Source organism: Acinetobacter faecalis (genome assembly GCF_034187745.1).
Lineage (GTDB): Bacteria > Pseudomonadota > Gammaproteobacteria > Pseudomonadales > Moraxellaceae > Acinetobacter > Acinetobacter faecalis.
The window spans coordinates 12,383-36,332 of the sequence record NZ_JAXHPF010000008.1 but is presented as its reverse complement, the minus strand read 5'-3'; the positions used below and the strand labels follow the sequence as shown (position 1 = coordinate 36,332).

At 37.4% G+C, this 23,950-nt stretch carries 23 protein-coding genes; 7 read left to right on the top strand and 16 right to left on the bottom strand.

The annotated features are described in order from the left end of the window. Window positions 1–134 precede the first annotated feature (134 nt). The 3 genes from SKM54_RS09670 to blhA are packed head-to-tail and all read left to right on the top strand — an operon-like array spanning window position 135 to window position 2,610. Window positions 135–1,583: a leucyl aminopeptidase gene (locus SKM54_RS09670; protein ID WP_321095246.1), complete on the top strand. Its 1,449-nt coding sequence runs from the start codon at window positions 135–137 to the stop codon at window positions 1,581–1,583. Next, window positions 1,576–1,983, top strand: coding sequence for a DNA polymerase III subunit chi (locus SKM54_RS09665; RefSeq protein ID WP_321095276.1), 408 nt, complete (start codon window positions 1,576–1,578; stop codon window positions 1,981–1,983). The genes SKM54_RS09670 and SKM54_RS09665 overlap by 8 nt, the downstream gene beginning before the upstream one ends. 21 nt (window positions 1,984–2,004) lie before the next feature. Beyond that, window positions 2,005–2,610, top strand: a complete 606-nt coding sequence (blhA, locus tag SKM54_RS09660) for a cell division protein BlhA (RefSeq protein WP_321095245.1) — start codon at window positions 2,005–2,007, stop codon at window positions 2,608–2,610. 79 nt (window positions 2,611–2,689) lie between these two features. Here the strand turns inward: blhA and SKM54_RS09655 are convergent, their stop codons facing one another. The 7 genes from SKM54_RS09655 to glnK form a co-directional block, all read right to left on the bottom strand. Further along, window positions 2,690–3,235 (bottom strand): VTT domain-containing protein, encoded by a 546-nt coding sequence (locus SKM54_RS09655; RefSeq protein WP_154771928.1) that lies wholly within the window; start codon window positions 3,233–3,235, stop codon window positions 2,690–2,692. A gap of 109 nt (window positions 3,236–3,344) precedes the next feature. Then, on the bottom strand, window positions 3,345–4,004 hold the full coding sequence (locus SKM54_RS09650; protein WP_321087803.1) for a riboflavin synthase: 660 nt from the start codon (window positions 4,002–4,004) through the stop codon (window positions 3,345–3,347). A 25-nt stretch (window positions 4,005–4,029) separates the two neighbouring features. After that, window positions 4,030–5,334 carry a DNA adenine methylase gene (locus SKM54_RS09645; protein WP_321095244.1) on the bottom strand — a complete coding sequence of 435 codons (1,305 nt, stop codon included), beginning with the start codon at window positions 5,332–5,334 and terminating at the stop codon, window positions 4,030–4,032. Next, on the bottom strand, window positions 5,331–6,437 hold the full coding sequence (gene ribD / locus SKM54_RS09640) for a bifunctional diaminohydroxyphosphoribosylaminopyrimidine deaminase/5-amino-6-(5-phosphoribosylamino)uracil reductase RibD (RefSeq protein WP_321095243.1): 1,107 nt from the start codon (window positions 6,435–6,437) through the stop codon (window positions 5,331–5,333). Before ribD ends, SKM54_RS09645 begins: the two co-directional genes overlap by 4 nt. Window positions 6,438–6,456: 19 nt before the next feature. Continuing rightward, window positions 6,457–6,921 (bottom strand): transcriptional regulator NrdR, encoded by a 465-nt coding sequence (gene nrdR / locus SKM54_RS09635; protein WP_154771924.1) that lies wholly within the window; start codon window positions 6,919–6,921, stop codon window positions 6,457–6,459. Window positions 6,922–7,057: 136 nt separating this feature from the next. Next, window positions 7,058–8,452, bottom strand: a complete 1,395-nt coding sequence (locus tag SKM54_RS09630; RefSeq protein WP_321090205.1) for an ammonium transporter — start codon at window positions 8,450–8,452, stop codon at window positions 7,058–7,060. Between the two features lie 61 nt (window positions 8,453–8,513). Then, entirely contained in the window at window positions 8,514–8,852 is a 339-nt protein-coding gene (glnK, locus tag SKM54_RS09625) for a P-II family nitrogen regulator (RefSeq protein ID WP_086174160.1), read from the bottom strand. A 276-nt stretch (window positions 8,853–9,128) separates the two neighbouring features. Here glnK and SKM54_RS09620 point away from each other — a divergent pair, with 276 nt between their 5' ends. Further along, the gene (locus SKM54_RS09620) at window positions 9,129–9,353 is read left to right on the top strand and encodes an accessory factor UbiK family protein (protein WP_154771922.1); all 225 of its coding nucleotides are present in this window, start codon (window positions 9,129–9,131) and stop codon (window positions 9,351–9,353) included. 70 nt (window positions 9,354–9,423) lie between these two features. Next, the gene (locus tag SKM54_RS09615) at window positions 9,424–10,911 is read left to right on the top strand and encodes a YifB family Mg chelatase-like AAA ATPase (RefSeq protein ID WP_321095242.1); all 1,488 of its coding nucleotides are present in this window, start codon (window positions 9,424–9,426) and stop codon (window positions 10,909–10,911) included. A 59-nt stretch (window positions 10,912–10,970) separates the two neighbouring features. Here SKM54_RS09615 and SKM54_RS09610 read toward each other — a convergent pair whose 3' ends face one another. Then, complete coding sequence (locus SKM54_RS09610) at window positions 10,971–11,738, bottom strand: TorF family putative porin (protein ID WP_311918137.1); 768 nt, start codon at window positions 11,736–11,738, stop codon at window positions 10,971–10,973. Window positions 11,739–12,298: 560 nt separating this feature from the next. On the opposite strand from SKM54_RS09610, the gene SKM54_RS09605 reads away from it, so the two are divergent. Then, window positions 12,299–13,579 (top strand): OprD family outer membrane porin, encoded by a 1,281-nt coding sequence (locus SKM54_RS09605; RefSeq protein WP_321095241.1) that lies wholly within the window; start codon window positions 12,299–12,301, stop codon window positions 13,577–13,579. A gap of 92 nt (window positions 13,580–13,671) precedes the next feature. Here the strand turns inward: SKM54_RS09605 and ppa are convergent, their stop codons facing one another. Then, the gene (gene ppa / locus SKM54_RS09600; RefSeq protein ID WP_152873743.1) at window positions 13,672–14,208 is read right to left on the bottom strand and encodes an inorganic diphosphatase; all 537 of its coding nucleotides are present in this window, start codon (window positions 14,206–14,208) and stop codon (window positions 13,672–13,674) included. Between the two features lie 122 nt (window positions 14,209–14,330). After that, window positions 14,331–14,732, bottom strand: coding sequence for an MAPEG family protein (locus SKM54_RS09595; RefSeq protein ID WP_154771918.1), 402 nt, complete (start codon window positions 14,730–14,732; stop codon window positions 14,331–14,333). A 111-nt stretch (window positions 14,733–14,843) separates the two neighbouring features. Between SKM54_RS09595 and SKM54_RS09590 the strand changes: the two genes are divergently transcribed. Next, window positions 14,844–15,224: a hypothetical protein gene (locus SKM54_RS09590; protein ID WP_321087798.1), complete on the top strand. Its 381-nt coding sequence runs from the start codon at window positions 14,844–14,846 to the stop codon at window positions 15,222–15,224. Window positions 15,225–15,260: 36 nt separating this feature from the next. Here the strand turns inward: SKM54_RS09590 and SKM54_RS09585 are convergent, their stop codons facing one another. The 6 genes from SKM54_RS09585 to SKM54_RS09560 all read right to left on the bottom strand — a co-directional run bounded on the left by SKM54_RS09585 (window position 15,261) and on the right by SKM54_RS09560 (window position 23,754). Next, a complete protein-coding gene (locus SKM54_RS09585; protein WP_321087797.1) occupies window positions 15,261–16,940 on the bottom strand; it encodes an AMP-binding protein in 1,680 nt (559 codons plus the stop codon). A 145-nt stretch (window positions 16,941–17,085) separates the two neighbouring features. Continuing rightward, window positions 17,086–19,305, bottom strand: coding sequence for a DNA topoisomerase IV subunit A (parC, locus tag SKM54_RS09580; protein ID WP_321095240.1), 2,220 nt, complete (start codon window positions 19,303–19,305; stop codon window positions 17,086–17,088). 163 nt (window positions 19,306–19,468) lie between these two features. Beyond that, window positions 19,469–20,785 (bottom strand): niacin transporter NiaP, encoded by a 1,317-nt coding sequence (gene niaP / locus SKM54_RS09575; protein WP_154771914.1) that lies wholly within the window; start codon window positions 20,783–20,785, stop codon window positions 19,469–19,471. A gap of 132 nt (window positions 20,786–20,917) precedes the next feature. Then, window positions 20,918–21,562, bottom strand: coding sequence for a trimeric intracellular cation channel family protein (locus SKM54_RS09570; protein WP_152873749.1), 645 nt, complete (start codon window positions 21,560–21,562; stop codon window positions 20,918–20,920). Between the two features lie 60 nt (window positions 21,563–21,622). Continuing rightward, window positions 21,623–22,090: a YchJ family protein gene (locus tag SKM54_RS09565; protein ID WP_154771912.1), complete on the bottom strand. Its 468-nt coding sequence runs from the start codon at window positions 22,088–22,090 to the stop codon at window positions 21,623–21,625. Between the two features lie 92 nt (window positions 22,091–22,182). Further along, a complete protein-coding gene (locus SKM54_RS09560) occupies window positions 22,183–23,754 on the bottom strand; it encodes a TerC family protein (RefSeq protein WP_321095239.1) in 1,572 nt (523 codons plus the stop codon). Window positions 23,755–23,950 lie beyond the last annotated feature (196 nt).

Sequence of the window (23,950 nt, the reverse complement as noted above, 5' to 3'; positions counted from 1 at the left end):
AAACTGGGTAAAAAAACCAACACTAGTTTACCCTAATGTTGAAAATATAAAACTATACTCATGTTGCACATTGAAACGCTATTCATCAAAATGCTTCAATAGAACTAAACCTTACAAAGGCATGAAAATCGCATATGAAACTCAGTATTAATCAGTCATTCCAAGAGAATGCATCGAACCAATCTTTGTTAATATTAGTTGATTCTGAACAAGTTCAACATGCTTCTAACACATATCAAATCAATAACTTAAACACTATTATTGAATCAACACAGTTCAAAGCAACATTAGCTGAAACGTTGCCACTTATTGGACAAGTTTCTAATTGTACACACAGCGTATTTGTTGGTATTGGTAAAGCAACTGAGCTTAAAGCTACAAAATTAGCAAAAATTGCTCAAACAATTATCAAGTCTTCACAAAAAAAATTCAAACAGATTAGTGTTGATATTTCTTCACTGCCTCAAGAATTACATTATTTGTTCGCATTAAGCCTAACTCAAGCGGCTTATGCATTTGATGAATATAAGTCTAAAAAGAATGAATTTATTCTTGAACAAGTGAATTTAATTGCGACAAATAGCCCATTAAATCAGCAGCAATTAACACTCATTGAAGCAATTCAATCAGGACAAGATCTTGCGCGTGATTTAGGCAACCGCCCTGGTAATATTTGTTTCCCTGAATATTTAGCAGATCAAGCACTTGCTTTAGCAGCAGAATATCCAAATTTACTTAAAGTAACTGTATTAGATGAGCAACAAATGGCTGATCTAGGTATGGGTGCTTTCCTTGCGGTAAGCAAAGGCTCAGATCGTCCTGGTCGTATCATTACGCTTGAATATCAAGGTAATCGTGAAGAAGCACCTGTTGTACTTGTGGGTAAAGGTGTGACATTTGATACAGGTGGTATTTCACTTAAACCAGGCTTAGGCATGGATGAAATGAAATATGATATGTGTGGTTCTGCATCTGTATTAGGTACAATTCGTGCGCTATGCGAATCTGAACTTCCTATTCATGTTGTTGGTGCAATTGCTGCTGCTGAAAACATGCCTTCAGGTCATGCAACTCGCCCAGGTGATATTGTGACAACAATGAGCGGGCAAACTGTTGAAATTCTAAATACAGATGCTGAAGGTCGTTTAGTTCTTTGCGATACACTAACTTATGTAAAATGCTTTAACCCTGCGCTTGTTATTGATATTGCAACGTTAACAGGTGCTTGTGTAGTTGCTTTAGGTTCAGTATTAACTGGTCTATTTACACCAGATGATGAACTTGCTGAAGAAATTAATGCTGCGGGGCAAAATTCATTTGACCGCGTATGGCGTATGCCTGTTCTTGAAGACTATCAAGAGCAACTCGACTCTCCATTTGCCGATATTGCAAATATTGGCGGACCAAAAGCGGGTTCTGTAACAGCAGCTTGTTTCTTAGAGCGCTTTACACGTGACTACCGTTGGGCACATTTAGACGTTGCAGGCACGGCTTGGAATTCTGGCGCAAACAAAGGTGCTACAGGTCGTCCTGTTCCATTATTAATGCAATTCTTGGCGAATCGTGTCCAATCGAATGGCTAAAATAAGCTTTTATCTTTTTGAAAAAAGTCCTGAACGGCAAGTAGAAAGTACTTGCCGTTTATGTCGTAAGATTTTAAAAAAATCTGAGAAAATTTGGTTGCTGTGTGAAAACTTAGAGTTACAACAGCAACTTGATGACCACTTATGGAGTTTTGATGCGACTAGCTTTATTGCGCATGGAATAGATGATGCCAATGCACCTATTTGCATTTCAGCAAAGCTTCCTGAACAATCAGATTGGATCATTTTTAATTTTAATGACCAAGCACTTGAACAATTTGAGAAATTTAGTCACATTATTGAGATTATTGAAAATAATGAAGTGGCGAAACAACTCGGTCGTGAAAAGTTTAAACAGTATCGCCGTTTTGGAATAGAACCAAAAACTTATAAACTCTAAGCTATAAAATAAAGGAGAAAGATGGTGGCATTAAATGTCGGACAAGATTTTAAACAGCGTTGGTTAGAAGCACCCGAAGCTGTGCGTCAAGCATATCTTGATGACCTCCATCGTATCTTCGATATTCTAAAACCTGAAGTTCAATTACAAGCTTGGATTGAACGAGACAAGCAAGAACAGCAAAAATCTTTGCAAAAAATTGATGTCGCTTATGCAGAATTAAAAGCGAAATTGATTGAAGAGGCTCGTATTCGCCATCAACAAGCTTTAGAAAAAAAGCTAGAAGATAAACGTGCTGAAGAAGCCGCTTTTGCCAAACAACTTCAACTGGATGAAGAGCGAAAATTTGCTGAACAAGCGAAAGAACTTCAAATTATTCGTCAAGATTTAGTTCAAGAAACGCAAAGCTACACCAATCGCTATGAAAAAAATCCTAAGAATATTGCAGATAATTTATCTGTAAAAGATAGTGAAATGTTATCTGAACTTGATAGCGTTCGTATTCGCTTGGAATTAGAAGCAGAAAGTTTAATTGAACAAGCAGTTACTGTATTTCGAGCGAAATTACATGCAGCAACTCAAGAAGAAATTGAATATATTTTGAAAAGTTCGAAATTTTCAGATTAATAATTTAATTTTACTTCTATCTAAGATCTAAAGTATTTCAAATAAGGTACTTTAGATCTTAGCATTATAATTTTTATAATTAAAATAAATCTACAACCGCATGTAGCGTATGACCTAAGCCATAGCCAATACCAAGCAATGCACCAATCCAAAGCATACCGCCAATAATATTGTATGCAGTAAATGATCCAAAATTCATATGTGTAGCACCCGCTGCAAATGGTGCGAACGAACGAACAAATGGAACAAAGCGTGCAACTAAAATCGTTTTTCCGCCGTGCTTGGTAAAATAATGATTCGTTTTAACTAAATATTCAGGTTTAAAGTAACGTGTATGTTTGTTGAAATACTTAATACCTAAAATGCTGCCTGTATAATAATTTACGGTATAGCCCAAAGTACTTGCAGTAAATAGCGTAATCGCCATGTAATGTAAATGAATCACGTCTGTCGTTGAACATAGCGCACCTATTGCTAGAAGCAAGCTATCTCCAGGCAGGAAAAACATGAATACCGAACCTGTTTCTGCAAAAATTACCAAAAATAAAATTGCATAAATCCATACGCCATAGTTTTCTAACAATACTGGCAACCACTGTTCAAGGTTCAGTAAAAAATCAAACATCTACACCTTTCCCAAATTTACACTTCTTCTATTTAAACACTAAAATGCACTAAAAAATAAAAAACAGTCTAATTTTTCAACTAGACTGCTTATTTTTCACTCTAATAGCTTATTTTAAAAAGCCATTTTCAGCAAGAAAGTCCATACTAATTTTTGATTGTTGTTTTGTTTCAGCAGCTTTATCACCTAGTAATAAACGCTCTATATAACGTGCTAAAACATCAACCTCTAAATTTACTTTAGCACCTACTTTCCAAGTACCGATATTGGTTCTTTCCGCCGTATGTGGAATTAAGTTAAGGCTAATCACATTTCCACGCAAATAATTGATAGTTAAACTAATACCATCAACAGTAACCGAGCCTTTTTCTGCCAAATAACGTGCAATTTCTACAGGCACAGTCACTTCATAATAAATTGAACGAGCATCTGCTTTAACAACTGTAATTTCGCCAACAGCATCTACATGTCCACTTACAATATGTCCACCAAAACGTGTAGTTGGAAGCATCGCTTTTTCAACATTTACACGTTGACCAACCTTCCATTGACCTAAAGTTGTACGATTTAAGCTTTCTCGAGAAACATCAGCTGCATACCAATGATCTCCCCAGTCCGTAACTGTAAGGCAAATACCATTGGTCGCAATAGAATCACCCAAATGTACATCTGACATATCGAGGTCTGTTTGAATGCGTAAACGAACATCTCCGCCTACACTTTGCAAACTTTCAACTTTTCCAACACTTTCAATAATGCCTGTAAACATAGGTTTTCTCAAATATTGTAGACTTTTACCATAATGCCAATTGCGTGCTAACACCTGTCGTGTCTACACCGCCTAGTTCTGCAAAATGATGCAATTGACCAAGCAACTGACGAATTGGTGGTCCAGATTTACCATGCGTATCGGTAATCACAATAAACTCTAGCACGCGCGCTCTTTCTGACTGACGCTGTTTACTCACGCGATAGCGCGGTACATCTTGCGTTAACAGTGTTACACGTCCACGTTTTAAGTTGGCTTGTAATAAATCTGTCGCGCTAATATTACCATCGGTAGAATAGCTCGTCAGAATATATCGTGCATTTATCGTTGCCAATAATTTTTCATACGCTTCTTGAGCATATTTAGAAGAGTTATACGGGCTTGGTCTTTCTTTACGCCAAGCACGGTCAATACCGCTCTTAAAACCTTTAGTATCTGGGGTTGGTAAATTGTTTTGATCCCAAAGCGTTAATGCATTTAAAACATGGTAGTTACTGCTATACGCATGTTGATTATAAGGTGGATCTAAATAAGCAACATCTACTTCAAAGCCACTCATTTGGTTTGCTAAGTGTTGAGCATCTACACACCACACTTCAGCCGCAGGTTTTTTTCCATCCGCATGTGGATCTGTATTTTCACAAAAACGACTTGGCGTTAACCAAAGTAAAGATTCAATACGCTCTAATGCCGTTTGCGTTTTACCGCCCCATCCATGATGAAAGCTTTTAAATACGCCAGATGTATTACTCACAAAACTTGCTGAATATAATAATGGAGCAAGTAAAGCAGACATCTCTACATCATTAATTGCACCTTGTGCTTGCCATACTGCAATTTGCTGACGAATTGCATCAATACGCATACCATTACGGCGCTTGAAGAATAAACGATCTTTTGCAGGGTCATAAACTTCATCATCTCTTGGACAAAGATTATGCGTGACCCAACCTTTTACCCCAGGTAAACGGTTTAGATAATCAATCGCTTTTTGATATCCACCAAGTTCTTTAAATTCAGGCGCTTCTGTACAAGATAAAATTGCACTATTTAAAGCGTGGCTATACGGTTCCCAATCATTGGCAATAACGCGATAACCATTTTGACGTGCCAAGCGTGAAACCACACCTGAACCTGCAAAAAAATCTGCAAAAATAGGTGAGCGACCATCTTTTCGATTTAAAGTTCCCGTACTCTCAAGCGCTTCTAAAATCAGATGTAGTAAACGGCGTTTGTTTCCTAAATAAGGAACCAATTGATGGAAAAGGTATTCATCGGTAGTACGCGCCGCATGACGACGCTTGTGGTAAACCGTAGACTCTGGATTCATACTGTCTCTTGAGAAGAAGGAATGAGTTTTAAACGAACGTCACTCCCTACTTGGGTAACATCTATAAGCTTAAAACGAAGTTGCTCTGCCATAAGGCTAAATTCCGCGTTAAACATTGCACGAGCGGTTTGCCCTAAAAAAGTAGGCGCAACATAACTAATTAATTCATCTACTAATTGCTCTTTAAAAAATGCGGTTGATAGCGTTGCTCCTGCTTCAACCAATACATCATAAACTTGATATTGCTGTACTAGGGTTTGTAATAGTTCTTTTAAAGGCTGAGTTTGTAATTGAATCACACCTAAATCTTCAAGTTCTTTACGATATGGCCCCATCACCATTACAGTTTTTGGTTGCTCTAAAATTTTAGCTGTTAATGGCAAACGCCCTTGTCTATCTAAAACTATACGTAAAGGCTGAACAACTGTAGATAGATCTTCTACACCATTCAGTTGTCTTACATTAAGCTGACAATCATCGGCTAAAACAGTTTCAATACCTGTAATCACAGCACCTGAAATCGCACGCCAATGCTGAACATCTTGTCGAGCTTCGCGTCCAGTAATCCATTTAGACTCACCTGAAGCCATTGCAGTGCGACCATCTAAACTTGATGCAACTTTTAACCGCACATATGGCATGCCTGTTGCCATTGTTTTTAAGAAACCTAAATTCAGTTGATGCGCTTCTGCTTCACAAACACCAACTTCAACATCAATACCTGCATCTTTTAAAATTTGTACGCCTTTACCAGCCACCAAAGGATTTGGATCTGGGCAAGCAACGACAACTTTTGCCACACCTGCCTCAACCAAACCTTTTGCACAAGGAGGCGTTCTACCATAGTGCGCACACGGCTCTAAAGTGACATAAGCTGTTGCACCTTTCGCATGTTCGCCTGCTTCTCGCATTGCAAACACTTCGGCATGAGGTTGACCCGCTTTAGGATGAAAACCCTCACCCACCAATTGACCATCTTTAACAATGACACAGCCAACGTTTGGATTAGGTTTTGTTGAATATTGCCCAAGTTTTGCAAGCGTGATGGCACGTTGCATCCACACCTGATCTTGGTGTTTTGGATTTTGAATGAACTCAGACATGGTGTACAAATCTCTAAACTTAATCTTGAAGATCACGTTGTTGCATTTGCTCAATTTGGCGACGAAATGCTTCTACATCTTGGAAATCTTGATAAACAGATGCAAAACGTACATATGCAACATGATCTAAAGCAAATAATGACTGCATAACAATTTCGCCAATGGTGCGAGATTTCACATCTCGTTCGCCAAGTCTACGAATTTGTAAGTGGATATCACTTAATACTGTTTCGATTTGCTCTTGAGTTACAGGACGTTTTTGTAAAGCATGCATCAGTGAACGGCGCATTTTTGCTTCATCAAAGGGTTCACTTTTCCCATCTGATTTAATGACGCGTGGCATTACAACTTCGTATGTTTCAAAAGTTGTAAAACGTTCGCCACAACTAATACATTCACGACGTCTACGAATTTGACAGCCTTCAGCAGCCAAACGCGAATCTATCACTCTACTATCTTCGGCGTTGCAAAAAGGACAATGCATAGCGGTTTTATTAAACAAATTTCAATGAGTTTAGAGTGTAGCAAAAATAATGGTATTTGTAGAGTATTGTTCTAGATATGGAAATAAAACAGCCCTTTCGGGCTGTTTTATACTATATGTTGATAATATGTTTTTATTATTCTACACGTTCACCATGTTGACTTAAGTCTAGACCCATACGTTCATCATCAGATTCAACACGAATACCAATAACAAGGTCTATCACTTTAAGAATAATGAAAGTCATCACACCAGAATAAACGATTGTCGCTAATACGCCTTCTGTTTGCACCCATAATTGTGTAAGCATATTTTCTGGTACAGCATCGCCCATAATGAATTCGCTTGCAAATACGGCTGTTAATAGTGCGCCAACAATACCACCAACACCATGTAAACCAAATGCATCTAATGAGTCATCTGCTTTAAGTACGCGTTTTAATGCTGTAATACCCCAGAAGCATACTACACCACCAATCAGCCCCATAATTAAACCACCGCTTACAGTTACAAAGCCTGCTGCTGGAGTAATCACAACTAGGCCTGCTACTGCACCTGAAGCACCACCAAGTACAGATGCTTTACCGCGTACAAGTTTTTCTACAAGTAACCATGAAAGTGCTGCCGATGCTGCTGCAACTTGAGTTACAACAAGTGCATAACCTGCTGAACCATTTGCACCTAATGCAGAACCACCATTGAAACCAAACCAACCTACCCAGATTAAGCTTGCACCAATAACAGTTAATGTAAGGTTATGCGGTGCCATAGATTCACGACCTAAGCCCATACGTTTGCCTAGCATGTAAGCCGCAACTAAACCTGCAACACCTGAGTTAATGTGTACTACTGTACCACCAGCAAAATCTAGCGCGCCATCGCTACCTAACCAGCCGCCACCCCATACCCAATGAGTAATTGGCGCATATACAACCACAACCCAAATTGCGATAAATGCAATGAAAGCTCCAAATTTCATACGCTCTGCAATAGAACCACTAATAATGGCTACAGTAATAATGGCAAAGGTCATTTGGAAAATAACAAAGAGAATTTCAGGAATTGTGCCCGATAAGGCTTCTGTAGTAATACCAGATAACATAAATTTATCTAGGCTACCGATAAAGAGATTACCCTCACCAAATGCAAGTGTGTAACCAACAATAACCCACACAACACTCACTACAGCTGCGGCAACAAAGCTATGTGCCATAGTACTTAATACGTTCTTTTTACGTACCATACCGCCATAGAATAATGCTAAACCTGGAATTGTCATTAAAAGAACGAGAGCAGTAGATACTAAAATCCACGCTGTATCACCTGTATCTAATTTTACTTCTTCTTCAGCAGGTGTTGGTACTTCTTCTACAGATGCTGCAACAACAGGTGCTTCTTCTGATACAGCAGATGTTGTTTCAACCACTGTTACTTCTGATGGATTTGGCACTGATGCAGCTTCTTCAGCCCATGCAACAGAACCACCTAAAAGCGCGCCTGATAAACTCAGCGCAAGTAGCATCTTTTTCATTCGTGTCCCCCGACCTAGTTTTTTGAGTTATTAGGTACTCAGCAAACTTTATGCCAATTTATTAAACGGCATCTGCACCTGTTTCACCTGTACGAATACGGATGACTTGCTCTAAGTTAGTTACGAAAATTTTTCCGTCACCAATTTTTCCTGTACTTGCAACACGCGTAATTGATTCAATTACTGAATCAACCATTTCATCGCTAATCGCAATTTCAATTTTTACTTTTGGTAAGAAATCAACAACATATTCCGCGCCACGATAAAGTTCAGTATGACCTTTTTGACGACCAAAACCTTTGACTTCAGTTACAGTGATCCCTTGAACACCAATATCTGACAATGCTTCACGCACGTCATCAAGTTTAAAGGGTTTTACAATAGCAGTTACTAGCTTCATGTTTGTTTTCCTTCGGCTTGTTTCACCAGTAAGGTTTTATGTTCAATTTTCATGCCAAAATTTTTAAAGTCGGGGGAAAATAAAAATTCAAGCATGTCTTTTTCGTCATTATATTCTATACCTATAATTATGTTTATACGCTAGTAAATCCTCATTTTTACTAGAAGAATTTCGATTTTAATTATTGAATAAAACCATCTTATACCGAAAAGCTATAGTCTATATTTCAGTCGTGTTATACACTGCTATAACGATGCTTCACCTTAGAGAAAACAAATGATTGAAACCTTATTACAAGCAATTTTGGAACAAGTTGATCTTCCTAAAAAAGATATTGAACACAATTTACGCGCACTCTTAAATGAAGCTGTAACTAAAATGGATTTAGTTTCAAAAGATGAAATTGAGCGTCAAAAAACAGCATTAAATAATGCTAATCTTCGCTTAGAAGAGTTGATGAAGCAGGTAGAATCTTTAGAGAATCAATTAAAAAATAAATAGTAAGCACCAAATTTGTGCATATAAAATCAAAATACATAAAAAAATAACGCACTATAATGGATCACAATAAATGTCGTTTGCCAAAATTTATACTCGGGGGCTACTTGGCCTCCACGCTCCTTCTATTGAAGTAGAAGTTCATATTAGCCAAGGACTTCCATCCCTTACGATTGTTGGTTTGCCTGAAGCCGCTGTACGCGAAAGTAAAGACCGTGTTCGCTCTGCAATTATTAATAGCGGATTGCAATTTCCAACTAAACGATTAACCATTAATTTAGCGCCCGCAGATTTACCTAAAGATGGCTCACGTTTAGATCTGCCCATTGCTTTAGGAATTCTAATAGCATCTGGACAACTTCCTGAGAACAGCACTGATGGTTTTGAGTTTATTGGAGAACTAGCTTTAGATGGTCAGCTCAGACCAATTACAGGTACATTAAGTATTGCAATTGCATGTCAGCAGGCAAACCATAAACTGATTTTACCGGCACAAAATGCACAAGAAGCATCTCAACTACCTCTATTTGAAGCATTTTCAGCAGAGCATTTAAAACAAGTTTGTGATCATTTAAATAATATTCAACCATTAAAAGCCTTTGAAAATAAACAGAATTTTCAAATTAATAAATCTAAATACGATTTATCTGAAGTTAAAGGTCAATTACGCCCAAGACGTGCTTTAGAAATTGCTGCTGCAGGTGGTCACTCATTGTTATTTAAAGGCCCTCCCGGAACTGGAAAGACATTATTAGCTTCTCGCTTATCAAGTATTTTGCCGCCTTTAACAACACAAGAAAATTTAGAAGTCGCAAGTATTTATTCTGTTGCAAATGCTGCCCATGATTTTGGACAGCGTCCTTTTAGAGCACCACATCATACGGCATCTGCTGTTGCACTTGTTGGCGGTGGCTCACATCCAAAACCGGGGGAAATTACGCTTTCACATTTAGGTGTTTTATTTTTAGATGAATTGCCTGAGTTTGATCGAAAAGTTTTAGAAGTTTTACGTCAGCCATTAGAAGCAAAGGAAATTGTTATTTCTAGAGCATCTAGGCAAATTACTTTTCCCGCGAACTTTCAACTCATTGCTGCAATGAATCCTTGTCCTTGCGGATATGCTTTTAATCAAGATGTACGTTGCCAATGTTCAGCCGATGCAATTAAGCGATATCAAAACCGAATTTCGGGTCCTTTATTAGACCGTATTGATTTACATATAGATGTTCCACCTCTTCAAGCTTCAGAATTACAAGATACAAAACCCGTTGAAGATTCGGAAACGGTCCGCCTGCGTGTAATCGCGGCTTATAACTTTCAAATTGAAAGACAAAATTGCCTCAATATGGCTTTAAGTCCTAAACAGCTAGAGAAATATGCAACTTTAGATATTCAAGCTAGTAAAATTATTGAACTTGCACAGAAACGTTTAAATCTGTCTGCTCGCGCCTATCATCGAGTTTTACGCGTTGCAAGAACCATTGCAGACTTAGCGCAAAGTGAAAATATTCAAAGCACACATCTTACCGAAGCCTTGTCTTATAGAAGTCAACACGCCTAAACAAAAAGCCCGTTACAGATTTCTGCAACGGGATTAAATAAGCTTTTACTTTATTGAAACTAGAAAGATTTCGTCAATGTAAATACTGCACCAGTTTCTACACCACGTTTGTAAGCACTAGATTCCCCTTTAGTTTCTGTATCTGTACCAACAGCAGCTAACTCAGCACTGAAACCTGAAATAGATTGAAATTCGTAAGTGGCACCCACTTTCCAATCCCAAACATGATCAGAACCATTTTTCACATCGTTAAAACCAACCGCAGCAACACCACCAAAACCAGCACCGAATGGTACAGAATAGCTTGCATTTAAGTACCAAGCATCATCACCAGCACCTAAATTATCATCTGTATAATAAACATAAGTTGATACGCTATCACCTTCTGCAACTAGGCTTTCAAAGCCTACACCCGCATAGTATTCAACAAAATTATTATCACCGTGACCAGGGTAAGCATAGTACCAAATACCAACATCTAACGTAGGTTTACCAGCAACATTCTCAAATGTTTTGGTGTAACCAATGTAAGGATCTAACTCTAAATGTACAGTTTGATCAACTCCATGCTTGTCTTCATACTCATAGTTTACATTCGATCCCCAAACACCAGCGTATAAACCGGTTGAGTGATCTAATTGAAAGCCAACTTGTACAGCTGGATCGTTTTGCGTTTGTGTTAAACCACGAAAACGATAGTCAGTTGTCATTGCCGCAGAGCCACTAAACTCCAATCCTAAAGGTAATGATGGTGCTTCATCTGCGAAAGTTACAGTAGAAGCAGAAGCAACCAAAGCCAAACTCAATGCCTTTAAAGTGAATTTCATTGTCTATTTCCCCCGATGTCGTTATAACGACTCTTTTTGATTAATTTGAAAACTCAAAATAGAGTTAGCAATAGCTATGCCAATTATTCAAAAAGATACGAAAGAGGTCTAATAACAGATGAAATAAAGCTTTGGAGCTTAATTTAATTGCAATGATTTCTTAATACGCGCTTCATTACTTTAAATGCTAAATATAGGAAATTGCATCAAAAACAAACAAAATTAGATAATACACTTTACATTTTTTAAAATTTGCACAAAAATAAGCCACACATAAGTTAAGATAAAATAACAATATTTAGACAAAATCTTCTTTATATATATTTTATTTGTGATCTTAGTTTATTTTTTTATACCCAAAGTGCTTATAAGTCATATATATTATGTTTAGTTAACAATGTTTTTGATTAAATTAAACACATGTTTTCTATAGGCAAAATATAAACCTCATTGGAAGAGTGTTTAGTACTAATTAATCAGGATTAATTATAAACATCTTTTATATGTGCTTTATATAAATCACCCATTCCATAACTATTTTGTATCGAGGCTCTCTCCCAATGCAAAAAACACAAAAATTATTACTTGCTACTTTAATTCAAGCAGCACTTGTTTCTACAGCTTTTGCAAGTGAACAAAGCGAATCTAAAGGTCTTGTTGCAGATGCTGAAGGCTCTGTTCTTTTCCGTACAGGTTTTATTGACCGTGATAAAAAAGATAGTCAACCAGATAACCGCTCTACAGCACAATCAGCTATTGTTAAAATGGAATCTGGTTATACACAAGGTACTGTAGGTATTGGTTTTGGTGTAATTGGTGATGCATCTTTTAAAATTGGCGATAACAAGCATGCTGGCAACAGCATGATTCCAAAGCATGATAGTGGTCGTGCTTATAATCACTGGGCTCGTGGCGGTGCATTTTTAAAGGCACGTGTTTCTAATACAACTGCTGTTTTTGGTACTCAAGTTTTAGATTTACCTGTACTAGCTAGCAACACAGGCCGTATGGTTCCTGAATATTTTGATGGTTTATTAGTAACAAGCCGCGAAATTAATGGCCTAGAGCTTACTGCTGGTAAGTTCACTAAAAACCAAATGTCTGACCAAATTTCGACTGATGAAAACAAGTTAGACCGTGCAATTGTTTGGGGCGCAAAATACAAAGTAAATAATGCATTAACAACTTCTTACTTTGGCTTAGATTCTAAAGATAAATTAGAGCGTCATTATGTAAATGCTAACTACAAACAAGCTTTGGCTAATGATGCTTCTTTAACTTATGATTTCAGTGGCTATCATACAGAATGGGATAAAGGAGCAAGTGCTTCTTCTGCTCGCCCTGGTTTAGATGCTACATCTGACAACCGTAGTAATAACATTTGGGCACTTTCTGGTACTTATAGCCAAGGCCCTCATGCTGTAATGCTTGCTTACCAACAAAGTACGGGTAACACAGGTTATGCATATAATGAAAATGCTGACGGTTTCCAAAGTATTTATTTACCAAACTCTTACCTTTCAGACTTTAACGGTCGTGGCGAGAAATCTGTTCAAGTTCAATATAACGTAGATTTTTCCAATTATGGCGTTGCTGGTTTAAATTGGACTTCTGCTTATGTTTATGGCTGGGATATCGATACTAAAACTACTGGTAACGCAAAAGAAAGTGAAATCTTTAACCAAGTGAAATACACAGTACAAGACGGCTTTGCTAAAGATGCTAGCCTACGTTTACGTTATTCTCACTACCGTACAGATTTTGCTTATACAGATGACTACTACATGCCAGACACTAACGAATGGCGTATCTTCCTTGATATTCCTGTGAAATTATTCTAATTCACGCGAAATTCAAGTAAATAAAAAACCTGCACAATGTGCAGGTTTTTTATGTTTAAGTTTTAAAAATAAAAACTTAAGCTATCAAACAATTACTTGTTTGCTTCTTCATAAGCAGCAATTGAGCTAAGAACTTCTTGTTTTGCAACTTCAGAACCTTCCCAACCACTTAACTTAACCCACTTACCAGCTTCTAAATCTTTATAGTGAGCAAAGAAGTGTTCAACTTGTTTGATCAATAATTCAGGAAGATCTGTATATTCTTTAACATCTTTATAGATAGGTGTTAATTTGTCGTGAGGTACAGCGATTAATTTCGCATCTACACCACCGTCATCTTCCATATTCAATTTACCAACAGGACGGCAACGAATTACAGAACCTGGTTCAACTGGATGTGGTGTTACAACTAACACGTCTAATGGATCACCATCTAAAGATAATGTATTAGGAACATAACCGTAGTTTGCAGGGTAGAACATTGCTGTACCCATGAAACGGTCTACGAATAATGCATCAGAATCTTTATCAATTTCGTATTTGATTGGTGCTGCATTTGCAGGAATTTCAATAATTACATAGATGTCGTTTGGCGCATCTTTACCCGCTGGGATATTGCTGTAGCTCATAGCATCACTCTTTAACAAGTTAAATCTTTCTTAATCGAGAGCGATTATAACCGCTTTCTAGATTAAATTTGCTGTCGATTATACATCTGCACTGGAAAAATACATATTTTCAGCCTTGCTACTCATCCAGTAATTTTAATCACTAGTAAAAGCAACGAAACCGAGCAAAGTATTGAAAGCAACCAAAAGATAGATCTTAAAGTTGCCCAATTAATTAAATAGCAAATACCAAATAAAATTCTAAATACAATGTACGCAATACCAAAAGTCATCACAACGCTTTGCGGAACCACCATATATTCTGCCAACAAAACTGCAGCAATAAATAAAGGAAGACTTTCAAAACTATTTTGCTGTGCGGCATTTGCTCGTGCAGCTAAGCCTGTTGTATTGGCTAAAAATGCTCTAGGGTTCTGATTATCTTTAACTTTAAACCCACCTGCTTTCTTTGCAATAATTGTAAAAACATAAGGTAAAAGACACGCAATTAAAATTAGATAAACAATTCCACTTATACTTTGCATGAAGACAATTCTCATAGAGATTTTATTGTCATATCATAGCATGGCGTTTCAACGATAATTTTCGTTTAATGTCGTGTTTTATCAATTTTACTTGTTTTAAAGGATCCATTTATGGCTAAGCCAGATCAAGAAGAAATGTTTGATATCCTTGAGATGCAACATAAAAATCAGCTTAAAGTGGATCGCGCTTTTAAAATTGTGATTCCTATTACTGCATTTTTATTGTGCGTTATTTGCGCCAATTTCAATGTTTGGTCAACCATTTTTACATTTGTAATTTTATGGATTGCCTTTTACTCAGTTTCAGTTAAACGCCTTTCTCTTGGTTTATGGGTCGCAATTCTTTGTGTTTACTGCCTTATAGACAATATATTAAGTTATGGCACATTTAAAAATCCAAGTTTTTTGCGTCAATTTGGCACAATGTTTATCTTTATCGGTATTTTTGGTGTAGGTCGCCCATATGTCGATAGATGGTTTTTAAAGAAATAAAAAAAGCGCCTTAAGGCGCTTTTTTTATTTCATGAATTATGCTGGTTTACGTAAATCTTTACGTAGGATTTTACCTACATTCGATTTTGGTAATTCATCCATAAATTCAACATAACGTGGGCGTTTGTAGCCAGTTAAGTTAGCTTTTGCAAATGCTAGAATTTCTTCTGTTGTTAAAGATTGATCTTTTTTCACAACAAATAGTTTTGGCACTTCACCCGATTTTTCATCAGGCACACCAATTACTGCAACTTCTAACACCTTAGGATGTTGAGCAACAATTTCTTCAATTTCTGAAGGATATACGTTAAAACCAGAAACTAAAATCATGTCTTTCTTACGATCAACGATTTTAACAAAACCTTCTGGGCTCATAACGCCAATATCACCTGTACGGAAGAAACCATCTTTAGTCATGACTTTTTCAGTTTCATCTGCACGGTTCCAATAACCCTTCATAACTTGTGGGCCACGAATTGAAATTTCACCTTGCTCACCAAGCGGAACTTCATTGCCATCATCATCTAAAATAGCAACATCAGTTAATGGTAATGGAATACCAATTGAACCACTGAATTCCATAGATGCTGGTGGGTTTGCCGTTGCAACAGGTGAAGTTTCAGATAAACCGTAACCTTCAATAATGTTTGTACCTGTTACTTTTTTCCAAGCTTCAGCAGTCGATGGCAATACAGCCATACCACCACCCATCGCCATCTTCATTTTGCTATGATCTAACTGTTTAAATTCTTCGTTATTCACAAGTGCATTAAACAATGTATTTACAGCAGGGAAGAAAGTTGGTTGATATTTTCGAAGCTCTTTAATTACAGCAGGTAAATCGCGCGGGTTTGGAATAAGTACGTTGGCTTGACCTTTGTACATACCGTATAGCGCACAAACCATGAATGCAAAAATATGATAAAGCGGTAAAGCACAGAAAATACGGTCGTCTGGCTGACCATCTTGATTACCAAATTTACTTTGGAAAATACCATCGCACTGCAGCATGTTTGCAACTAAGTTACGGTGAGTAAGTTCTGCACCTTTAGAAACACCTGTCGTACCACCTGTATATTGTAGTACTGCGGTATCACTTAAAGTTAAGCTTGGACGTTTGTAGTTGCTTGGATTTACCTTAGACATTGCAGCATTAAAGCGCACATGACCTGGAATATCCCATGCTGGAACTTGTTTACGAACAGAGCGTAAAACAAAGTTTACAATTGTGCCCTTTAGCGTACCAAGTAAGTCACCAACCGATGCGACTACTACATGTTTAACTGGCGTTTTGCCTAAAATTGCTTGGTAAACCGCAGCAAAGTTTTCAATAATTACCAACGCTTCAGAACCAGAGTCATTTAATTGATGCTCTAATTCACGAGATGTATAAAGTGGATTCACATTTACAAGTACATAACCTGCACGGAACACCCCTAAAGCTACAATAGGATATTGAAGAACGTTCGGCATCATTACTGCAACACGTGAGCCTTTAGCCAATCCTAAGCTTTGTAAATATGTCGCAAATTTACGACTTTCTTCATCTAATTGACCAAAAGTTAAAACTTTATCCATAAAGATAAAAGCATCACGCGAAGCAAACTTTTGAAAATTTCTTTCGAAAACATCGTTAAGAGATGTATTTTCTGCCGGAAGTTCAACAGTCTCTGGAATGCCTGTTTTTTGGTATTCACTAAACCAAATTTTTTCCATAACGTTCAATACTCCTACCTATAATCCTTAATATTTAAACTATTTTTTTCCAGTACAAGCTCATTATTTAACTTTTTGTGCTTGATACCGCATCCATTTTGAACACTTTGCATATATAACGTATTTTGTTTAATAGATGCTAGCATTATCTTTGAATGAACAGTTTATTTGCTTTTTGATAACCTCTTGGTAAAAGTTGCCCCTTGGTTCCCCTTTTACCTATATATTTTTGAAGGTCATCACCTTTTAGTTTTAGTTGTTGCTGCCCTGCAAGCAGTTGAATTATTTCATTTAAATTAAGAGTTGTCATGGATATAATTTGATCTTTCGCATCAAGTTGTATCAATTTATTACCCTTACCTTTATTTAATGAAGGCAATTCTTCTAAATCTAGCACCAATAACCGACCCGCAGAGCTTAATACAGCCAAGTGCGTAGCTCCATCGACAGTTTGTAAATCTAGTGCAGAAGCACCTTCAGCCAAACTCAAGAAAGCCTTACCTGCTTTTGCACTGGTATCTAACTGCTTAGCTTGTGTTTTAAAGCCATAGCCTTTGTTACTAGCAACAATAAGTTCAGCTTCATCATCTGCAATAAAGACTTGTTTGAAGCCAATACCATTTGCTGGTGCAAGTTTAGAACTTAACGGTTCACCCATACCACGTGCCGATGGCAAACTATTAATTGCAAGCGCATAACTGCGCCCTGCTTCATCTAGCACATAAACACGTTGATTTGACTTACCTTGTGCATGACTTAAATATTTGTCACTCGCACGATAATTCAAGTTTTCAACATCAACATCGTGACCTTTTGCACAACGAATCCAACCTGCTTCTGAAAGCACAACAGTTACAGGATCGGCAGGTAGCATATCTTGTTCATTAATCGCTTCTGCATCTGCACGCTGAACAATTGGCGAGCGTCGATCATCGCCATATTTCTTCGCATCTTCTTTAAGCTCTTCAATAATTAAAGCTTTTAAAGATTCAGGATTTTCCAATTGCTCACGGATAATTGCAGCACGAGCTTCTAACTCTTCTTGTTCACGGCGCATTTCCATTTCTTCAAGCTTTGCCAAATGACGCAACTTGAGTTCTAAAATGGCTTCTGCCTGAACTTCATCAATATTAAAACGTAACATCAACACAGGTTTTGGTTGATCTTCTTCACGAATAATTTGAATCACTTCATCAATATTCAAATAGGCAATAATCAAACCGCCTAAAATATGCAGACGTTTTTCAATTTTGTTTAGATGATATTGCAGACGACGTGTAACGGTCTGTTTACGAATTTCAATCCATTCAAGCAAAATTTTACGAATAGATTTCACTTGTGGACGACCATCTGCACCAATCATATTCATGTTGACGCGATAGCTCGATTCTAAATCTGTTGTTGCAAATAAGTGGCTCATCACCGCTTCTGCATCAATTCGATTTGAACGTAAAACAATGACTAAACGTGTTGGGTTTTTATGGTCAGATTCATCACGTAAATCTGCAACTAAAGGAAGTTTTTTCGCTTGCATTTGATCTGCAATTTGCGAAATTACTTTTGAACCCGAAACTTGATACGGTAAATCCGTAATCACAATTTCATTCTTTTCAACTTTATAAACCGCACGTACTCGATAACTACCACGTCCTGTTGTTTGAATTTTTAATAATTCTTCAGGCGCTGTGATAATTTCTGCACTTGTTGGTAAATCTGGTGCAGGAATATATTCTGCAATTTTTGAATCGGTTAGGTTTGGATTGCGAATTAAAGCAATTGTACCTTTTACAACTTCACGTAGGTTATGTGGCGGAATATCTGTCGCCATACCTACCGCAATACCTGTTGTACCGTTCAGTAGAATATTAGGTACACGTGCAGGTAAATTGACAGGTTCTTTCATTGAACCATCAAAGTTATCTTGCCAATCGCATGTGCCTTGACCTAATTCAGACAACAACACTTCACTATATTGTGAAAGTTTGGCTTCGGTATAACGCATTGCCGCAAATGATTTAGGATCATCTGGCGAACCCCAGTTACCTTGCCCTTCAATAAAAGGATAACGATAACTAAAGGGCTGTGCCATAAGCACCATTGCTTCGTAGCAGGCAGAATCACCATGAGGATGATATTTACCTAATACATCACCCACAGTACGTGCAGATTTTTTTGGCTTGCCGCTATGTTTTAAACCCAACTCGCTCATTGCATAAACAATACGGCGCTGAACTGGTTTTAAACCATCGCTAATATGTGGCAATGCACGATCCATAATCACGTACATGGCATAATTTAAATAAGCTTGTTCAGTAAATTCTGCTACGGAACGGTTTTCTGTCGCATGATGCGCAAGGCTTGTCATAACAACTTGTTATCCTAAATCGTTTTTGTCTGTTTAAGTTCTTATGCTATGTCGCAGGGGGATTCTATACAAGTGTATGTCGTACCACTCTGCGACAATTTATGTCTTATGTCGTAAAAATATCCACTTTATTCCAAATGATCAACTAAAAAATAACCAATCACTAACTAATGGAATCGAGTGATTTTCCTTTTGTTTCTTCACCTAAAACTAAAATGACACATGCAACTGCCAATAAAACAGCAGTAAACATCATAAATACATAGCTAAAACCATTGTTCATGACCATCATGTGAGTAACCACTAATGGCGCAACAATTCCACCCATTCGCCCAATTGCAGATGCCCAACCTGAGCCAAATGCACGGATATTTGTAGGATATTGTTCTGGTGTGTAGGTATAAAGAACCCCCCATGCACCCAAATTAAAGAAGGACATTAGGCAGCCCCAAATTACAATTTGCTCAACGCTGTTAGATTGTCCAAAGAAATATGCCGATACCGCACACATTCCAATAAAGCCTGCCAAAGTTGCTTTACGTCCTAGTTTTTCTACCAACCAAGCCGCAGCGATATAACCTGGAAGTTGTGCCAAAATCATCACTAAAACATATTCAAATGACTGAACAATGGTATAGCCTTCTTTGACCAATAAACTTGGCAACCATGTAAAAATTCCGTAGTAGGAATACACAATACCAAACCAAATAAGCCATAACATTAAGGTACGACGGGCAAAAGCACCTGACCACAACTGACTAAATGATACGTTTTGCTTTTCTGATACAGGCTTAACTTCTATTTTCTCTATAACTTCTACACCACATTGGCGTTCAAAGCTTTGCACCAATGCATGTGCTTCATCAATACGACCACGGTTAATTAAATATGGAATAGATTCAGGGACTTTTTTCCAAATAACAAAAGCATATAAAGCAGGTAATCCACCAATTAAAAATGCCATATGCCAATCGAATTTAGGAATAACGAAGTAAGCAATAAGTGCGGCACACAGCCAACCCAACCCCCAAAAACTTTCAAGCAATACAATAAAACGACCACGAACATGCGCAGGAATATATTCACTCACTAAGGTGACAGCAACAGGAAGTTGACCACCTAAGCCTAAGCCAACAATAAAGCGAAAAACCAATAACCACGTTAAATTGGGTGCAAAAGCACAAGCAGCCGTTGCTAAGCTATAAATAACTAAGGTCGCTGTAAATACGGTTTTACGCCCCCATTTATCAGCCAAACCACCTGAAAAAACAGCACCAATTGCCATTCCCACAAAACCAATAGAAACCACCCAACCTTTTTCCGTAGGTGTCATGGCCCAATCTTCAGACATTTTTGCCAAAATAAATGAAATAAGCCCTGTATCCATGGCATCGAACATCCACCCCAGTCCGATTACCCATAACAAGTTATAGTGGAATTTACCAATAGGTAAGCGTTGTACTCGTGAGACTAAATCCATAACAATATCTCTGATTTGGTGAAAGATTGCGTACTGCTTTCCCAACAGGATTTTATACTTTTGCTATTTTTTATAAGATAATTTTAAAAAGTAACTGCTTCTTATAGCAGTTACTTGGTCTTTTTAGAATAGTTATGATGCATCTTTCGATGAAGCAGATTGCTCATCATCTTCTTTATAAATGAATTTCGGCATTTCTAAGCCAAAGTAAATTGCAATTAAACGAAGTGTAAAACCAAATATAAGTGTAGCAATAACTGTAAGCTCTAAAGATAAGCCTATTTCCACGCAAATCCAGTAGCAAATTACTGATACAAAAGAAATACTTGCATAAAGTTCACGACGGAAAACTAAAGGGACATCATTACATAAAATATCACGTAAAATACCACCCGAAACCCCTGTTAATACACCTGCAACAGCACAAACGACAAAGCCATGTCCCATTTGTAAGGCAATTTGGCAACCAATAATAGTGAAGCCAATTAAACCCAAGGCATCTAAAATTAAGAAAATTGAACGAAGTTGACTCATCCATTTTGCAATAATAATCGTGACAAATGCAGCACAACACGTAAGCACTAAATATTCAGGATGTTTCACCCAAGTTAAAGGATAATGTCCAAGAAGAACATCTCGGACAGAACCACCACCTAAGGCGGTAACACAGGCAATGAGCGTTACACCAAACCAATCCATACTGCGCCGACCAGCAGATAAAGCACCTGTCATTGCTTCAGCAGTAATTGCGATAATATAAATAATGGTTAACAACATCGCCCTGATTCCCTATAGGGTAATAAGTGTGCGCTATTCTAAGGCATATCTAAGCTAAAGTTACAAAAATTGTGCGCAACATTGCTTAAATTTTTTATTAGAACCACAAATACAGGGCTGTTTCATCGTAATTTGTTGATCTGTTGTTGGATCGAGGAAATACCATGCACCTTCTTGTTTCACAAAATGTGAAATTTCATGATGTATTTGTGCTTTTTCACCATCATGATAATGTGCTTTAAATTCAACTTGTGCATGATTTTTATCTAATTTTTCTTTGGCTTGTACAACTTCTAATTTTAACCATTGATTCGCCTTACTCCAATCTGCAATGGCTTGAACATCTAATGCTTGTTGTTGCCCAATTGCTGTGGTTTTTACAATGTAATCAATTTCATGTTTGGCAAAAGCACTATAGCGTGAACGCATAAGTTGAGCCGCAGATTCAGCTTTTACTTGACCTAAATGTAAAGGTTCACAGCAAGTTTTATACTCGCCTTCACCACAAGGACATGCACTTAATGTCATTCAATTTTCCATAAAAATAGCCCGAAATATCGAGCTATTTTAACGGAACTAGAAAACAGATTTTAATTATTTAATCTGTTTTCATTATAGACCTACTTTTTGTCTTTTGGTGTGATGTGCACTTTTTCAATTTTCTGACCTTCCATTGTCACAATTTCAAAAATATAACCATCAATTTCAATTTTTTCACTATTTTCAGGTAAATGACCTAAATGAAGTAAGATATAACCTGAAAGCGTTGAATATTGTTCAGACTCATCGACCAAATCACGCCCTAAAAGCAATGAAACATGACGAATATCGGTTGAACCTTCAAGCATCAGTGAGCCATCTTCTAGACTTTCTGCTGCTGTATCAAGTTCATCTTCATCTGGGAATTCACCTGCAATTGCTTCAAGAACATCAATTGGTGTTGCAATACCTTCAATTGAGCCATATTCATTAAGAATAATTGCCATTTGTAACGGTGCTTGACGCAATTGTTCCATCACCATTAAAACTTGAGCATTTTCGTGAACAATCACAGGATCGCGTAAATGTGCCTCAAAGTTTAATGCACCTGTTTCAATATATTCATTCATGACTTTATGCGTCAGCACAACGCCCGCAATATTATCAAGCTCACCATGCGCTACAATTAAACGTGAATGCGTAGTACTTAATAATTGCTCACGAATAGATTGTTCGTCTTCGTCTAAATCAATCCATTCAAGCTCAGGTCTTGGCGTCATTACAGACTTCACAGGGCGTTCAGATAAACCCAAAACACCTTGAACCATCACACTATGATAAGCACCGTTTTCTTCATCGAAAACTTCATCTGCAAAAGCGCGTGTTGCTAGCACATCTTCAACATTATTGTCTTGCGATTCTGTACCACTTTTGGCACCTAACATACGCATAACAGCAGATGCTGTGCGATAACGTAAATCTGTTGTTGTCACCATTTTTTCTTGGTTACGGCGCACTGTTTGGTTCAAGAACTCAATGAGTACAGAGAAACCAATTGCTGCATATAAGTAGCCTTTTGGAATGTGATAACCAAAGCCTTCAACCAATAATGAGAAACCAATCATCATTAAGAAGCAAAGACATAAAATCACAACCGTTGGATGCTTATTCACGAAATTCATGAGTGGTTTAGATGCCCAAAGCATAATTCCCACAGCAATAATCACCGCAATCATCATCACAGAAAGGTGCTTTACCATACCAACAGCAGTAATAACGCTATCGAGTGAGAAAACTGCATCTAATACAACAATTTGGATAATCACCATCCAAAATGTAGCATGTACTGGATTTTCTTCTTTCAGCATTGGCTTGCTTTCAAGACGCTCTCGCAATTCCATGGTGCCTTTAAATAAAAGGAATACACCACCAAAAAGCAAAATAAGATCTCGACCAGAAAAAGGATGGTCAAAAATATAAAATAACGGATTAGTAAGCGTGACGACCCAAGCAATGGATGCTAACAAGACAAGTCGCATACCAAGTGCTAGAAGTAAACCAATAATACGTGCTTTATTACGTTGCTCTGGTGGCAACTTTTCCGCCAAAATAGCAATAAATACTAAGTTATCAATACCTAATACAATTTCTAAAATAACGAGTGTAAATAATCCTACCCATGCAGCTGGGTCTGACATCCATTCAAAGATCATATGCTCTTCTCCTGAATATCATGTTTAGATTGAGATTTATTGAATATCGCATTTAATTTAAATAGATAAAATGCAAAATTTAAGGAATAACTTGCGTTGGAAACCCAACTTCCACTACCCATGTCAGTTCTATTGTTATGAAACAGATTTTTAGTATAGAAAATATTGCAAATAGAATCATCATTTTTTGTGCATG

What these genes read in the sequence shown, in the direction of transcription:
- SKM54_RS09665 (WP_321095276.1), top strand. Translation starts at nt 1,576, where the DNA reads ATGGCTAAAATAAGCTTTTATCTTTTTGAAAAAAGTCCTGAACGGCAA.
- SKM54_RS09595 (WP_154771918.1), bottom strand. Translation starts at nt 14,732, where the DNA reads ATGCAAAGTATAAGTGGAATTGTTTATCTAATTTTAATTGCGTGTCTT.
- SKM54_RS09605 (WP_321095241.1), top strand. Translation starts at nt 12,299, where the DNA reads ATGCAAAAAACACAAAAATTATTACTTGCTACTTTAATTCAAGCAGCA.
- SKM54_RS09615 (WP_321095242.1), top strand. Translation starts at nt 9,424, where the DNA reads ATGTCGTTTGCCAAAATTTATACTCGGGGGCTACTTGGCCTCCACGCT.
- ribD (WP_321095243.1), bottom strand. Translation starts at nt 6,437, where the DNA reads ATGTCTGAGTTCATTCAAAATCCAAAACACCAAGATCAGGTGTGGATG.
- SKM54_RS09670 (WP_321095246.1), top strand. Translation starts at nt 135, where the DNA reads ATGAAACTCAGTATTAATCAGTCATTCCAAGAGAATGCATCGAACCAA.
- SKM54_RS09650 (WP_321087803.1), bottom strand. Translation starts at nt 4,004, where the DNA reads ATGTTTACAGGCATTATTGAAAGTGTTGGAAAAGTTGAAAGTTTGCAA.
- SKM54_RS09585 (WP_321087797.1), bottom strand. Translation starts at nt 16,940, where the DNA reads ATGGAAAAAATTTGGTTTAGTGAATACCAAAAAACAGGCATTCCAGAG.
- glnK (WP_086174160.1), bottom strand. Translation starts at nt 8,852, where the DNA reads ATGAAGCTAGTAACTGCTATTGTAAAACCCTTTAAACTTGATGACGTG.
- SKM54_RS09610 (WP_311918137.1), bottom strand. Translation starts at nt 11,738, where the DNA reads ATGAAATTCACTTTAAAGGCATTGAGTTTGGCTTTGGTTGCTTCTGCT.
- nrdR (WP_154771924.1), bottom strand. Translation starts at nt 6,921, where the DNA reads ATGCATTGTCCTTTTTGCAACGCCGAAGATAGTAGAGTGATAGATTCG.
- SKM54_RS09565 (WP_154771912.1), bottom strand. Translation starts at nt 22,090, where the DNA reads ATGACATTAAGTGCATGTCCTTGTGGTGAAGGCGAGTATAAAACTTGC.
- niaP (WP_154771914.1), bottom strand. Translation starts at nt 20,785, where the DNA reads ATGGATTTAGTCTCACGAGTACAACGCTTACCTATTGGTAAATTCCAC.
- SKM54_RS09590 (WP_321087798.1), top strand. Translation starts at nt 14,844, where the DNA reads ATGGCTAAGCCAGATCAAGAAGAAATGTTTGATATCCTTGAGATGCAA.
- SKM54_RS09630 (WP_321090205.1), bottom strand. Translation starts at nt 8,452, where the DNA reads ATGAAAAAGATGCTACTTGCGCTGAGTTTATCAGGCGCGCTTTTAGGT.
- SKM54_RS09560 (WP_321095239.1), bottom strand. Translation starts at nt 23,754, where the DNA reads ATGATCTTTGAATGGATGTCAGACCCAGCTGCATGGGTAGGATTATTT.
- SKM54_RS09570 (WP_152873749.1), bottom strand. Translation starts at nt 21,562, where the DNA reads ATGTTGTTAACCATTATTTATATTATCGCAATTACTGCTGAAGCAATG.
- SKM54_RS09645 (WP_321095244.1), bottom strand. Translation starts at nt 5,334, where the DNA reads ATGAATCCAGAGTCTACGGTTTACCACAAGCGTCGTCATGCGGCGCGT.
- ppa (WP_152873743.1), bottom strand. Translation starts at nt 14,208, where the DNA reads ATGAGCTACAGCAATATCCCAGCGGGTAAAGATGCGCCAAACGACATC.
- SKM54_RS09655 (WP_154771928.1), bottom strand. Translation starts at nt 3,235, where the DNA reads ATGTTTGATTTTTTACTGAACCTTGAACAGTGGTTGCCAGTATTGTTA.
- SKM54_RS09620 (WP_154771922.1), top strand. Translation starts at nt 9,129, where the DNA reads ATGATTGAAACCTTATTACAAGCAATTTTGGAACAAGTTGATCTTCCT.
- parC (WP_321095240.1), bottom strand. Translation starts at nt 19,305, where the DNA reads ATGACAAGCCTTGCGCATCATGCGACAGAAAACCGTTCCGTAGCAGAA.
- blhA (WP_321095245.1), top strand. Translation starts at nt 2,005, where the DNA reads ATGGTGGCATTAAATGTCGGACAAGATTTTAAACAGCGTTGGTTAGAA.